The 13,284-nt window shown below is 62.7% G+C and carries 10 protein-coding genes, 1 tRNA gene and 1 pseudogene; 7 read left to right on the plus strand and 5 right to left on the minus strand.

The features are described from left to right. Positions 1-314: 314 nt before the first annotated feature. From VIL88_RS13725 to VIL88_RS13735, 3 genes are all read right to left on the minus strand, one after another. Positions 315-1,202, minus strand: coding sequence for a tyrosine-type recombinase/integrase (locus VIL88_RS13725; protein ID WP_331989772.1), 888 nt, complete (start codon positions 1,200-1,202; stop codon positions 315-317). Then, positions 1,186-3,213 carry an AAA family ATPase gene (locus VIL88_RS13730; RefSeq protein ID WP_331989774.1) on the minus strand — a complete coding sequence of 676 codons (2,028 nt, stop codon included), beginning with the start codon at positions 3,211-3,213 and terminating at the stop codon, positions 1,186-1,188. The genes VIL88_RS13725 and VIL88_RS13730 overlap by 17 nt, the downstream gene beginning before the upstream one ends. A 79-nt stretch (positions 3,214-3,292) precedes the next feature. Further along, a complete protein-coding gene (locus tag VIL88_RS13735; RefSeq protein ID WP_331989776.1) occupies positions 3,293-4,597 on the minus strand; it encodes a hypothetical protein in 1,305 nt (434 codons plus the stop codon). A 523-nt stretch (positions 4,598-5,120) separates the two neighbouring features. On the opposite strand from VIL88_RS13735, the gene VIL88_RS13740 reads away from it, so the two are divergent. Beyond that, positions 5,121-5,840 (plus strand): hypothetical protein, encoded by a 720-nt coding sequence (locus VIL88_RS13740; protein ID WP_331989778.1) that lies wholly within the window; start codon positions 5,121-5,123, stop codon positions 5,838-5,840. A gap of 362 nt (positions 5,841-6,202) precedes the next feature. Here VIL88_RS13740 and VIL88_RS13745 read toward each other — a convergent pair. Beyond that, positions 6,203-6,279 (minus strand) — tRNA-Arg (locus VIL88_RS13745). 310 nt (positions 6,280-6,589) lie between these two features. Here VIL88_RS13745 and VIL88_RS13750 point away from each other — a divergent pair. Both VIL88_RS13750 and VIL88_RS13755 read left to right on the plus strand, forming a co-directional pair. Further along, positions 6,590-6,712: pseudogene (locus tag VIL88_RS13750) on the plus strand (DeoR/GlpR transcriptional regulator); the annotation flags it as partial. A gap of 92 nt (positions 6,713-6,804) precedes the next feature. Next, positions 6,805-8,007 carry an O-antigen ligase family protein gene (locus VIL88_RS13755; RefSeq protein ID WP_331989782.1) on the plus strand — a complete coding sequence of 401 codons (1,203 nt, stop codon included), beginning with the start codon at positions 6,805-6,807 and terminating at the stop codon, positions 8,005-8,007. Positions 8,008-8,011: 4 nt separating this feature from the next. On the opposite strand, the gene VIL88_RS13760 is transcribed toward VIL88_RS13755, so the two are convergent. Then, the gene (locus VIL88_RS13760; protein WP_414650140.1) at positions 8,012-8,983 is read right to left on the minus strand and encodes a helix-turn-helix domain-containing protein; all 972 of its coding nucleotides are present in this window, start codon (positions 8,981-8,983) and stop codon (positions 8,012-8,014) included. Positions 8,984-9,029: 46 nt separating this feature from the next. Here VIL88_RS13760 and VIL88_RS13765 point away from each other — a divergent pair, with 46 nt between their 5' ends. The 4 genes from VIL88_RS13765 to VIL88_RS13780 all read left to right on the plus strand — a co-directional run bounded on the left by VIL88_RS13765 (position 9,030) and on the right by VIL88_RS13780 (position 13,222). Continuing rightward, positions 9,030-10,304, plus strand: a complete 1,275-nt coding sequence (locus VIL88_RS13765) for an ABC transporter substrate-binding protein (protein ID WP_331989784.1) — start codon at positions 9,030-9,032, stop codon at positions 10,302-10,304. 180 nt (positions 10,305-10,484) lie between these two features. Further along, positions 10,485-11,315 (plus strand): sugar ABC transporter permease, encoded by an 831-nt coding sequence (locus VIL88_RS13770; RefSeq protein WP_331990702.1) that lies wholly within the window; start codon positions 10,485-10,487, stop codon positions 11,313-11,315. After that, positions 11,312-12,130: a carbohydrate ABC transporter permease gene (locus tag VIL88_RS13775; RefSeq protein WP_331989786.1), complete on the plus strand. Its 819-nt coding sequence runs from the start codon at positions 11,312-11,314 to the stop codon at positions 12,128-12,130. Before VIL88_RS13770 ends, VIL88_RS13775 begins: the two co-directional genes overlap by 4 nt. 12 nt (positions 12,131-12,142) lie before the next feature. Continuing rightward, a complete protein-coding gene (locus VIL88_RS13780; RefSeq protein ID WP_331989788.1) occupies positions 12,143-13,222 on the plus strand; it encodes a sn-glycerol-3-phosphate ABC transporter ATP-binding protein UgpC in 1,080 nt (359 codons plus the stop codon). The last annotated feature ends 62 nt before the right edge of the window (positions 13,223-13,284 follow it).

The following is a 13,284-nucleotide window of genomic DNA, read 5'->3' on the forward strand; positions in this document are numbered from 1 at the left end:
TACACGCGGACTGGCTCCGCCACGCGTTGCGCTGCCCGGAGTTGGCCATCAGCGGGCGTGGCCCGGGCCCAGGCGGCTGGTCGACAACTCGTAACCGCCTTGCCGACCCCCTGTCCGCCACCGTCTGGAAAAATAGGAGCCGAAGGCGGAGGGCTTCACATATTGCGTCACCATCATCGGCTGTGGCTCATGCGTCTACGATCTGGAGACGTGTTCTGGCATTGGGAACATGTTGGCTGATGATACACAGCTTTGGGGGGTTGGCGGCAAAACTGGTTTGAAGCGTCGCCGAACTCCACGTCCTCACGCCGGGCTCAAACCCAAACATCGAGATCGACGTGTTCAATATAACGCGCCACCACGCTGACCGATTTCCAGCCTCCTGCCCGCATTATCTGCGGCAGACCCAATCCGTTGATCGTCAATTGCTGCGCGGCCCCGACACGAAGCGAATGGCCCGAGACCTTCGCGACGATTTCCATCTGGACGCCAGCTCGATCACAGAGCTTCTTCAACACGCGTCCCACGGTCAGTGGCTCAAGATAGAGCGCAAGAGGTCGCTTGCCATAAATAGGTCTCAGTAAGGCGCCCTGCTTGATACCCGTTTCCGAGAGCCACGTGCGCAGAATGTCGCTGGCGACCTGGGATAGACGCGAGGTGCGGCCTGCGCCCTCGGGATCATTCTTTGCGCGGCGCACCAGCACCGTGAAACGACCGTCCGCGGTTGGGGTGAAGTCGTCGACCGACAGCGCTACGAGTTCACCGCGGCGGCAAAGCGTGTCGAAGCCGACGCTTACTAGAACCTTGTCGCGCAACCCGATGAGATCGTCCGTGCAGGCTGCCAACAACTTGTCGCGTAGGGCAGCTGTGATGCCGTGGGCCTGCTGCGGCCGGGACGGCTGCGCCCGGCGCACGCGGCGCAGCGCTAGCCTGACGTCTTCGTGGTCGGTCGGATCTCTGGCATCGCAAAGACCGTGGATGCGCCGCAAGGCGCATAGCCGGCGCTTGATAGTGCTCGGCTTGAGACGCTGCCCTTCTGCATCGATATAAGCTACCATCGTCGAGGGCTCTGCGGGCAAGGCCCGCAGACGCCTGGTACGGCACCAGCGCGCGAAAGCGCCGAAATCGCTGCGATAGGAGCGCAAGGTATGGTCGGAATAGGCGCCATCGAGGCGCTGCAGGAGCTTACGCCACGATCTCATCGCAGGTCTCCTGTTTGAGATGACCCTGGTGACGAGGGGGCTCCGAGGCCGGCGGGCTTCCACCTTCAAGGCTCACCAGATCCGTCTCTTCCAGCTCGATTTCATTGCCGGTGGCAACAGAGCTGCTAAGCGTGGGCGCGGCCTTGGGGCCGAGAGCCGTGGCCAGTTGCGCCCCGGAAAGGACCTTCTCATTCATCAAGCGCCTCGCAAGGTCGATGACGAGGGCGCGGTCCGCCGCGATGATCGTCATGGCTTCCTCGAGGCAGCGTTTTAGCTCAGCGCCGATAGCGCGATGGAGCTCACTCCGTCCCGCCACAGAGCTCAGCACGTGCCGCGACACGAGGTCATCGCGCAGTCCCTGCGTCTCATGCGCAGCGAGGAGAAGGCGCGTGGCCTCGGCCAGGTCGCTTTCGGCTCCGGCATGGGCGCCAGTGCCGACCACGATATCGGCTGCCCTGCCGCCAAGTGCTACCGTCACGAGCTTGGTCACCTGGTCCCAGGTCGGCATCAGGCTGGGCTTGCGCAGCTCCATATGTCCAGAAGACATGCCCTGCGGGACGATCGACACCGCGTTGACCATAAGCCCGAGCCTATGCGCAACAAGAGCATGACCGATCTCATGGATCGCCACCGTCCAGACGTCCTCAGCGCTGCGGACATCCTTTGGCACGATCTGTTCGAGAAGGTCGCCCAGTTCCAGCGGACGGTCTTCAGTGCGCGCGGCCCGCCGCGCCTCCTTCACCCATCCTTCGATCTGGGCCGGGGTGGCGCCCTGCCCCAGCTGTCCGATCAGGCCAAGATCTGCGTCGGCCAGATCCGGACCCAGGCAGTAACGTACAACCGCCAGGACCTCCTCCTCGCTCTTGGGCGGCAGCACCGACACTTTTTGATGGAGGCGCGCCGGCCTGATCAGCGCGAGATCGAGGCGCTCGTAAAAATTAGTGGCCCCGACCAGCATTACGGGCTTGCCGGATTTATGCACATGATCGATCTCGGTCAGGATCAGAGTCACGACCGGCGCCCACCAGTCGAGCGAGCGATTGTCCATGGTCGACCTGTTCGGCACCGCGTCGAGCTCATCTAGAAATCCGATTGCCGGCGCGCGGACGATTACGGATTCGAAGAAGCGCTTGATGTTGCGTGAAACGCCGCCAAGCGCTCCGTCGCTGGTCGCAAACCACGATCCCACGCTGGTGGGCACGAAAGACCAGCCGCTCGTGCGCGCCAGACTCTCGGCGATCAGTGTCTTGCCCGTGCCCGGCGGGCCTTCGAGCACCACGGCCTGCAGGCGATCGGGCGCCAGACGTCCCACTGACACATCCTTGAGGTCGGCAAGCGCCTGATCGGCCCATTCGCGTACATTGCGCGTCAGCGGCAACGTATCGAGCCGGGGCACATCATACGTCCCATTCTGCATGCCGACGCTTTCGCTCCTGCGTTGGACGGCGAGGCGCAGCTTGGCGACGCATTCCTTGGCCGTTGAGCCGGGACGCAAGAGACTGACGAGCAGGGTGAGGTCGAGCTCGGTCATTTCCTGGTTGATGCCGCGGGCAATGCCGCCGGTCAGCTGGCGAATGACCTGACGCAACAGGGCTGGCGTCAGCCCCGGAACGGCGACGCTGACATCGGTGCCCGCCAGAACCGCCTCATGCAGCAGGCCACCGGGATCCTGGCTCACGAAGAGAACGCTTTTGCCAGATTGCAGCCAGCGCAGCTCATCCTTACCGACGCGATGCACGCTGCTTCCGGACTTGCCCGGTTCGGAGATGCCGCGCACCACAGGCGCATCCTCCATGAGCCGGATGGCCTGGCACATCAAGGGCACCCATTCGGCATTGGGCACGGCGAGGATGACGACGCTCGGATGGCGCTTGAGCTGGGCCCGCGCCTTGCGGGTCAGGGCTGCGCTGAGCGCCGCGCCGGCAAGAAGGTCAGAGGCGTTCTTGTCGGCGCCTTCGCCGATAGTGTCGGTATCGTCATCGATGTCGTCATAGGAACTGGAACTGGACATGGCAGATTGCTCCTCTGGCGGACCGGCTTCGGACCGGATCCGCAGGAATGAGGGAAAGGTGAGCGGGAACGTCGGGCGGCTAGCCCGCGGCGAGTACCAGGGCCTCGGCATCGGACCCGTCAGTTGGATCCATCGGCTGCCAGCCGCCGCGACCCTGACCCTTGCTGCCGATGACGAAATGCATGGCAGCACCCGCCGAGCGGAAGGTGAGGTCGCGGGTGAGCACATAGCTCTCCCCGGTCTCGGAAAGTTCGAGCAGGCCCGAATGGAGCCACGCGGCGCGCAGATAGCTGGCCGAGGCATTGGCGCTGGCCACGGTATCGAGGCGAATATTGGAGCCGGCCAGCAGCAGCCAGTCGTCGTCGGCCCGGCGTGCGGCAAGGGCGATGAGGTTGCGCCCGAAGGCGAGCTCCATCACCTCGCCCTCCGGCACCGTGTTGAACGGGCGCGGCGGCATCAGCTGGCCAAGTTCGGCACGGGGGCCCGCCAGCGCGAGGCGCGGACTCATATTGATAAAGAGGTGCCCGTCGCGCGCCAGGGCATCGCAGGCAATTCCGGCCATGACATTGAGCGCGCGATAGCGCTCGGGCGTGACCGGTGCGCCGCCCGGCGTGCCATTGAGGAGGCGCACTTCCTTGGCGGCCCCGACACGCATATGCAGGATGCGCTCGAGCACCGCCGCGTCGGCATCATCGAGCCCGTTATGGGCGTCGGTGATCGTGATGATCGTATCGACGTCTTCGATGGGCTGCGCGCCGCTAGCAACTCGCCGCCTCACGACCGAGCCCATGCCGACATAGGCGCTTGTATCGGACATGAGGATATAGACCCCCGGGCGCTGCAGCACCTCGCACGCGGCGAAGGCGCGGCGGGCCGCGCCCTGCCCGACATGGATGGACGGGAAGAACTGGCTGACCGGAACGGTCGAGAGACCCTCGGGCAGAATCTGGGCCGCGCCGATGGCAGCGTCCAGGCGGACCTGGGCTTCCGAATCGACTACGCCCAAGGGAGCCGGTCCCTTGGGCGGCATTGCACCGTCGGGCGCCGTGGGATCGGGATCCTCGTCGGGCGGCAGGGGAATGGTGCGCATGAGGCGCGCATGTTCGTCGAAGACGCCATGGGTGAGTTCGGCGCGGATCAGGCCCGCTTCGATCAGCGTGACGATGGCGCCGACGGAATCCTCATGCGGCTCGAGCACGGCCATGACATCGCCGACCGAGGCCGAGCCGGTCTCGTCGATGGCGCGCAGGATCTGCACCTGGTCGGTCGCCGAAACGAGCGGATGGCGCACGAGCCCCGCTTCAAGGGCAATGGCGCTGATGAGGGAATGGTGAGAATAGGTCTTGTCCGGCGCGCTGGCGCCGCTAGAAGAACGATAGGTCATGTTGCCTCTGTCCAGCAGGGGTGGCGTGGCTCAGGCTGGCGGAAGTGTTGGTAGCGCTTCCGTCGGCCGCTCGTTGGTAGCGGGCGGCCTTCCCGACATCGGGCCATAGGGCACCGACGCCTCCAAGGTAAGAGCCCGGCTCACGGAACACAAGCAGAACGCCCAACCCGTTGCGGTTAAGGTTAATTTCTGATGTCGGCTACCGGGCGCGGTCCGTGCGTGGCGCCGTCGTGGCAAGGCAGGGGCTGGTCGATCGGGCGAGAGCTTCCTGCCGGTTTTGCTTGGAATGATCGATATTGCGGTGGCAAGGCTGCCGAAGGAACAATCGATGCGCTCTGGAACAGGATAGGGAAACGGATCGAAACCTCCGCGGCCACCGAATGCACCACCTACTTCGCTGCCGCTGCACACGGTGCAGACTGATCGAATTCCGGACCAGGTATGACAATCAACGGACAAAAATCCAGTGGAGCATGCCCCTTCGCGCTTGGCGTCATTCCGCTGGCGTTCCAATGTTGATGCCATGCCAGCCCCCTCGCTCAAGCGCATCGACATCGTGATCAATACCCATCTCGAAGCAGCCTGGCGGCAGGCGCAGGCCGAGCATCTGGACCAGCACAGCGCCGTGCGCGTCGAAAGCGGCAAGCTGGACGTGATCCTTGATTGCGACCCCAGCCGATCGGGTCGTTATGCCGTCTGGCTGGCGCGATGGCGGCGGCAGATGTGGCGCGTCTCAGGCTTGCGGTCCATGCCCATGATCGAGGAGCTTGAACTTCTGACAACGGCGCTGCGGCACTTCGATCTGGTCCGGGCTCGCTTGCCGGCGCCAGCAGGCGATGTCTTGCGCTACCGGTCGGCCGACGCGCTCTTGACCGCTCGATGCTCAATGCCGCCCCAGGATGAAAAGCGGGGGCGCCAGGTGGAGCGCGACACCGCCCATGCGGGCAGCGACCTGCTGTTCAAGGACGGACCATGGCGCCTGATTTGGCTCAAGACCCGGCAAGCGGCCGAGTTTTGGGGGCGCGGCACGCGCTGGTGCACAGCGGCCCAGCGCAACAACGCATTCAACGCCTATGCCGGAGCCGGTGAGCTTTGGGTGCTGACAACGCCGTCCGGCCGCTATCAGCTGGCGACGGGAAGCGGGGAGTTCCGGGATGCGGCCGATAACCCGGCCACACTGGAGGCTGTCCTCGCTCCTGCGCCCCTTGGATTGCGTCGCCTGATGCTGCCGTCAGCGCCTTGATGGCCTAGCAGCCGTTGCTGGCTCCAATGGCGGCGTCGGAAGCTTAATCTCTTCCGTCCATCAGTGGGCCTTGAGCCCCATTTCGAACTTGCCTGGCCTTTAGCGGAATCGGCGTCCGCAGACCCGCGGCTGGCGGGGAAAATGCGCGATAACGTTATTCCCATAGCCATAAGCTCGCCATCCGGCCCAGACTGGCGTCGGCAACCGGCACGTTTGGGGCAAATGCTCGATAACGCTTATTCCCTGGCCTATTGTCATCCATGAAAAGCGAACCAGGCGGGGCTCACAAGCCAAAAACGTCACCACTGTCCGACATACGCCAGCGCCGCGCACTTAGGTGGATCGATCCTCGTCTGGAAGTATGGCGCACCCGACAGAATTCGAATCTGTGACCTCTGCCTTCGGAGGGCAGCGCTCTATCCAGCTGAGCTACGGGTGCATCGTGATGAGAGCAGAGCCCTCACTTTAGCCGAGCGCAACCTAAACAATGCAAACTCGTCACGCAACACCGAATAAGCGTCCCTTCCGCTTCAACAACAGCTGGCTGACGGCTTATCCAAGTGAGAGAAAAAGCAGGAGCTCGGGGATTTGCTGGGGGTTCATCGAAAACTCTCACCAAAAAACGCCCCTGAGGTGGTAAAGCGCGGGTCGTCTGGCCCGCGGGGCTAAGCGGCGCCATCACCGACAATCTTGCGGCTTTCCTGAACTGAGGGCGCGACGGGGCTACGCTTTCGGTGCGGCAACGCGATATCCTGGCGCTGATCGAAAGCGACGGAGCCCAGTACATCGGCGACCTTGCCACCCGCTATCACCTGGCCACCCCGACGAGCCGCCGGGACATCAATGCCCTTTGCGACCTCGCCTTCGCCCGCCTTGCTTGCAAAAGCTTTGACCGCTTGGCGCCGAGCCGGTAGTGCCGTTCCAGTTGCCGCTTATTGAAACGGCGCCTGATGGGGACATGGACGTGTTGTCAAAACTTGCCGGCGCTCTCGCCTTGGCAACCATTATCGCCGCAATTCTGCCGCCCGGCTATCCTGCATATATCGGCGCTTATGCGGCCATTGCGCTTTGCGCGCTGGCGCTGCTGGTCTTCGGCGTGCCGGAGCGCGAGGGCTTCCGCCAGCCGACGTCCCTGGCCACTATCGCGGCCATTGCCCTGGTGGCACTCACCGTTCCCTTCACCTATCGCGGCGATCAGGATCTGCTGGCGCCGGTTTTCGTGCTGCCAATGCTCTGCGTTCCTGCCCTGGGCCTGCTCGCGCGACCCGCCAGGTGGGTGCCCGGGTTCACCCTCTTTGCCGTGATCTGCCTCGTCGCGGCTGTCGTAGCCTTCAGTGGCGGTGTCTACGAACGCTACGTCCTGGGTATCTATCGTCCCGGCATGGGCAACAATCCCATCCATTTCGCCTCGCTCGCCGTTATGGCGGGATCACTCGCCATGGTCGGTGTGGCAGCGTCCGCCGCGCCATGGCGCTACATCTTCCTGCTGGGACCGATCCTTGGCCTCGCCTGCGCCATCATCGCCGACTCCCGGGGTCCCATGGTTGGCGGGGCTGCCATGGTCGCAGTTGGTCTATCGACCCTCTTGATCTGGTGCTGGCGCGAAGGGCTGTTCCGCCTCGCCTTCCTTGCTGCCGCGGCGGTGGGTGCTGGCGCTGCCGCCTACCTCGTGGCTACCGGTAACACGCGCGTTGCCGGTATCATCGACAGCGCGCTCAACATCTTCCGCTTCACCGGCGGCTCCGATGATATCCGGGCAGCGCTCTACCACTCGGCCCTTCACGCCTTGGCGCAATCGCCGCTTTATGGCATCGGCCTGGGACAGATCATGCACCCTGCCCAGGAACTCTTCCCGCAGCAGGGCCAAGTGTTCTCGCTCGACAATCTCCATGCCGACTGGGCCAATTTCGCCACCATGTCAGGCGGCATGGGGCTCCTTGCCTATCTGCTGCTGATCGCGGCGCCGCTGCTCTTGCTGCTGCACCGGCCGGCGCGGCAGCAGCGCCCAATCGTGCTCGGCGCCTTGCTGCTGTCGTCAGGGCAGCTCATCCTGGGCATCAGCAATGCTATGTTCGGCATCCTGCCCCAGACGGTGATCTATGCTGTCGCTCTTGGTTACCTGCTGCTCCAGGCCCGGCGCCTGGACCTGGAGCACCCGCTCCACTGATCGCTCAGTTCATCGCCCGCCTGGGATAGGTGCGGGCTGCCGGCAGGTTGGGCCGCCCGCGCACGTCGCGGCGGAAGTCCGTCGGCGACATGCCGGCAATCTTACGGAAGCTCTTGTTGAAGGCGCTGAGCGATCCGAAGCCGCTGTCCATCGCCACTTGCAACACGTTCGCCTCGTCCTGCATCAGCAGCGCCTGGGCAAAGCTCAGTCGCATCAGGTTGACGTAGTCGTTGAGCGTCATGCCGGTCGATTTTTTGAAGACGTTCATCGCATACTTGGGATGGATATCAGCCGCCTGGGCAATGTCGGCCGAATCGATGTCCTCGCGGAAGTTGTCGGCAATGAAGTCGCAGATGCGCACGACAATAGGCGAAGAATGATGGTCCAGCCCATCCACCGCATTCACCACCGCGTCAGGCCCCGGCAGCAGTTCATAGGGGTCGAAGCGCACCCGCTCGATCCGCAACAGCAATTCTTCCACCGCCATGCTGGCCTTCATCGGGTCGCCCGAACGGGCATACTCGTTCCAGCGGGCGAAGTTGAGCGGATCCGACGCGTCCGTGGCCTTGGTCAAGAGTGTCGCGCCCTGCATCAGCCGCGACTGGACATTCTGTGGCAGTCGCAGGCGGAAGAAATGCACCAGCGGCAGGTGCCCTCCGGCATAGACCAGGTCCTCGGAAGCATCACACAGCCAATGCGGCAGCCCGCCCCAGAACAGGGCCATGTCGCCCGCTTCGAACTGCACATCGTGCCCGCTCATCCGGTAGCGAGCCCAGCCCTGGATGATAAAGTTGACCTCGACCTGTGCGTGCCAGTGTGGCGCCCGCATCACCAGGGGCGTGGTGTGGAACATGGAAAGCGCAGTGGGTAGCCGTTCCACCCCGTCCGCCAGGGGCTCGTAATACGACTTTTCCGCGATCTTACTTTCCGCCAACTCTCTATGCCTTTTGGGATGGACGCCTTGCACCAGAAGCATAGCTTAGGCGGTGCTCAAGGGAAGAGCAAAGAAAAGGGAGGACTATATGAACTTCATCGCTTCACGGCGTGCTCGCCTGTTTTCCGGCGTTCTGCTGGGCTCCAGCCTGCTCAGCATGACGGCTGCAATGGCCGCAAACATCACCGTCTGGGCCTGGGACGCCAATTTCAACGGCGCCACGATGCAGCAGGCCTTCGATCGCTACCAGGCCAACAATCCTGACGACACGATCGACATCCAGATCTTCGACAAGGCGGCAATGGAGCAGAAGCTTCAGGCCCAGCTCGCGTCGGGCCAGACCGCCGGCCTGCCCGACATCGTGCTGATCGAAGACTACCGCGCGCAGAAGTACCTCCTGTCGTTTCCCGGCGCATTCGAGCCGCTGACCGACAAGATCGATTACTCTGCCTTCGCGCCCTACAAGGTCGAAGTCGCCACCGTAGATGGCCAGACCTATTCCGTTCCCTTCGATTCCGGTGTGGCTGGCCTCTTCTACCGCTCCGACGTTCTTGAAGAAGCCGGCTTCACAGCCGCCGATCTCGAGGACATCACTTGGGACGAGCTGATCACCATCGGCCAGACTGTGAAGGAAAAGACCGGCCAGACCCTCCTGCCCATCGACCCCACCGCTTCCGACTTCTTCCGCATGGCGATGCAGTCCGCCGGTTCCTGGTATTTTGATGCCGAAGGCAACCTCACTATTGCGGACAATCCCGTGTTCAAGAGCACGTTGGAAACATACCAGCGCCTTCTCGCCGCTGGCATCAGCAAGCCTGTCAACGGTTGGACCGAATATACCGGCAGCTTCACGTCCGGCGACACTCTCGCGACGCCGACCGGCGTCTGGATGACCGCGACTATCAAGGCCAATCCCGACCAGTCCGGTCAGTGGGCCGTTGCCCCCATCCCGCGCCTCGCCGATGTTCCAGAATCGATCAATGCCTCCAACCTGGGTGGCTCGAGCTGGTATGTCCTCTCCTCTGCACCCGAAAAGGAAAAGGCTATCGACTTCCTTTCCACCATCTGGGGTCAGGATGTCGACTTCTACCAGGACATCCTGGTCAATCAGGGCGCCGTCGGCTCCTTGCTCGCTGCACGTGAAGGTGAGGCTTACAAGGCCAGCGACGAATTCTTCGGCGGCGAACCTGTCTGGCAGAACTGGTCGACCTGGCTGAGCGAAATCCCGTCGGTCAAGTATGGCATCTTCACCGAAGAAGCCGACTCGGCCGTGGTGGCCCAGATTCCCGCCATCACCAGCGGCGGCAATATCGACGAGATCATTGCCGCTATCGACGCGCAGGTCCGCCAGCAAATCCAATAATCCAGCAAACCGGGAGCTCCGGCTCCCGGCCTCCCGTGGCCTCCGCCTTCGGGCGGGGGTCATTGGCGACGCGCAGCGCTCCCGTGGGGCGGCCGTCGGCGCATATTCGGCAACTGGAGGATTGGCGTGGCCAAATCGCATATTGCGCGCAATGAGCAGATCAATGGCTGGGCATTCATCATGCCGGCCCTGGTGCTGATCGGCATATTCATGATCTACCCGATCCTGTGGTCGCTCTGGATGAGCTTCCAGACTGGCCGGGCCATGCAGCTGAGTTTTGGCGGGCTCGCCAATATCACGCGCCTGACCCAGGACCCCATCTTTTTACGGGCGCTCACCAATACCATTACCTTCCTGGCCATCCAGGTGCCGGTGATGCTGGTTCTGGCGCTCCTGTTCGCTAACGCCCTCAATGACACACGGCTTTGGGGCCGCTCCTGGTTCCGCACCGCAATCTTTCTGCCCTGCGTCACTTCGCTGGTCGCCTATTCGGTGATCTTCAAGTCGATGTTTTCCGGCGATGGCATCATTAACCAGACCCTGCTGGCGCTCAGCATCATCGACAATCCGATTGCTTGGTTGGCCGACCCGTTCTGGGCCAAGTTCGTCATCGTGGTGGCCATCACCTGGCGGTGGACCGGCTACAACATGATCTTCTACCTGGCCGCGATGCAGAATATCGACCGCTCGATCTACGAGGCAGCGCGCATCGATGGCGTGCCTGCCTGGGCGCGCTTCTGGTATATCACCGTGCCGATGCTGAAGCCCGTGATCCTCTTCACCAGCGTCATTTCAACCATTGGCACGCTGCAGTTGTTCGACGAACCCAACCTCATCACCCTGGGCGGTCCGTCTGACTCAACGCTGACGCTCTCGATGTATATCTACAACCTGAGCTTCAAGTTCATGCCCAGCTTTGGCTACGCGGCAACGGTCAGCTATGTGATCGTGGTGCTGGTGGCGCTGCTCAGCATCCTGCAGTTCTTTGCCGCAAGGGATCGCAAGGCATGAGCAATCCCCTCGCCTTTTTCGGCCGCGCCGCTCAATATGTGCTGCTATCGATCGCCGCCTTCGTCTCGATCTTTCCGTTCTTCTGGATGGTGCTGGGCGCCACCAATACGGCACCGGACATTCTGCGCGGCAAGGCCACACCCGGCACGGCCCTGTTCGACAACATCGGCAAGTTCCTCGCTCAGGTCGATCTGCCGCGCGTTCTGTTCAACTCGCTGTTTGTTGCCGGAGTGGGCTCCGTCCTTACGCTTCTTGTTGCGTCATTGGCTGGTTACGGGTTCGAGATGTTTCGCTCGCGTGCCCGCGAGAGGGTCTTCAGCGTCTTGCTGCTGATGCTATCTATCCCGTTTGCCGCCCTGATGATCCCGCTGTTCATTATGATGGCCAACTTCAAGCTCATCAACACCTACTGGGCGATCATCCTGCCTTCGGTCGCCTCGATCTTCATCATCTTCTACTTCCGCCAGGCCACGAAAGCCTTCCCTCACGAGCTCCGCGATGCGGCCCGCATCGATGGGCTCAAGGAGTGGCAGATATTCCTCTTCGTCTACATGCCCGTGATGCGCTCGACGTACGCGGCGGCTACCATCATCGTCTTCATGGCGAACTGGAACAACTATCTCTGGCCACTGATCGCGCTGCAGACCAACGACATGTTCACCATGACCCTGGCGGTCGCGGCACTCAATGCCGGCTACACGCCCGATTTCGGGGTGATCATGGTCGGCGCCATTGTTGCCACCCTGCCTACCCTCGTCATTTTCTTCCTGCTCCAGCGCCGCTTCGTCGAAGGCATGCTGGGCGCGGTTAAATAAGGTGTTTGTCCCATGAGCAACGTCAAGCTGAGAGGCGTGCGCAAATCCTTCGGCGCCCTGGAAGTCATCAAGGGTGTCGATCTGGACGTCGAAGCCAAGCAGTTCGTGGTCTTCGTCGGGCCGTCGGGCTGCGGCAAGTCCACGCTGCTGCGCATGATTGCAGGCCTCGAGGACATTTCGGCCGGTGATCTCGAGATCGGCGGCGAGCGCATGAACGATGTCGATCCGTCCCGTCGCGGTATCGCCATGGTGTTCCAGACCTACGCGCTTTACCCGCATATGACGGTGCGCGAGAACATGGGCTTTGCCCTTCGTTTCGCCAAGGTGCCCAAGGAAGAGATCACCCGCCAGGTCGATGCCGCGGCGCGCATCCTGGCCCTCGATCCGCTGATGGACCGCTATCCCAAGCAGCTCTCAGGCGGCCAGCGCCAACGCGTCGCCATTGGGCGCGCTATCGTGCGCAATCCGCAGGTCTTCCTGTTCGACGAACCGCTCAGCAACCTCGATGCCGAACTGCGCGTCCATATGCGCATCGAGATCGCACGCCTCCATCGCGAACTGCAGACGACCATTATCTATGTGACCCATGACCAGGTCGAAGCCATGACGCTGGCCGATCGCATCGTGGTCCTGCGCGATGGCGTGGTCGAACAAACAGGCCGGCCGCTCGACCTCTATGACGATCCAGCCAATCAGTTCGTGGCGGGGTTCATCGGATCGCCCAAGATGAACTTCCTGCCCGCCAAGGTCGTTGAAAGCGGCCCGGGCGGCGCGACCATCGCCCTGACCCACCACGACGGCGTGCGCCTGACCCTACCCGTGTCGGACGCGCAAGTGGGAGAAGCTGTGACCCTGGGTGTGCGACCCGAGCATTTCGGTACGCCCGGTACTGGCAGCGCCGACCTTCACCTCGATGTCGACGTCGCCGAGCATCTTGGCTCCACCAGCTATGTTTATGCCCGTGCCGAAGGCGAACCGTTGGTCATCGAGCGCGAGCAGTCACGCCACGAGATCGGGCAGGATCGGATCATCGTCTCCATCGATGCCAGCAAAGCCTTTCTCTTCGACAGCCAGGGCCGGCGCCTGCGCTGAAAAGCCCATTCCCCTCTAGACCTCCTGGTGAGCCTGTCGAACCACGAGGTCGTCATCCCAGA

The sequence above is a fragment of the Devosia sp. genome (assembly GCF_036563435.1).
In the GTDB taxonomy this organism is placed as follows: Bacteria; Pseudomonadota; Alphaproteobacteria; order Rhizobiales; family Devosiaceae; genus Devosia.

Coding starts and splice junctions, on each gene's coding strand:
- VIL88_RS13735 (WP_331989776.1), bottom strand. CDS start 4,597: ATGACCTATCGTTCTTCTAGCGGCGCCAGCGCGCCGGACAAGACCTAT.
- VIL88_RS13725 (WP_331989772.1), bottom strand. CDS start 1,202: ATGAGATCGTGGCGTAAGCTCCTGCAGCGCCTCGATGGCGCCTATTCC.
- VIL88_RS13730 (WP_331989774.1), bottom strand. CDS start 3,213: ATGTCCAGTTCCAGTTCCTATGACGACATCGATGACGATACCGACACT.
- VIL88_RS13765 (WP_331989784.1), top strand. CDS start 9,030: ATGAACTTCATCGCTTCACGGCGTGCTCGCCTGTTTTCCGGCGTTCTG.
- VIL88_RS13760 (WP_414650140.1), bottom strand. CDS start 8,983: ATGCTTCTGGTGCAAGGCGTCCATCCCAAAAGGCATAGAGAGTTGGCG.
- VIL88_RS13775 (WP_331989786.1), top strand. CDS start 11,312: ATGAGCAATCCCCTCGCCTTTTTCGGCCGCGCCGCTCAATATGTGCTG.
- VIL88_RS13780 (WP_331989788.1), top strand. CDS start 12,143: ATGAGCAACGTCAAGCTGAGAGGCGTGCGCAAATCCTTCGGCGCCCTG.
- VIL88_RS13740 (WP_331989778.1), top strand. CDS start 5,121: ATGCCAGCCCCCTCGCTCAAGCGCATCGACATCGTGATCAATACCCAT.
- VIL88_RS13770 (WP_331990702.1), top strand. CDS start 10,485: ATGCCGGCCCTGGTGCTGATCGGCATATTCATGATCTACCCGATCCTG.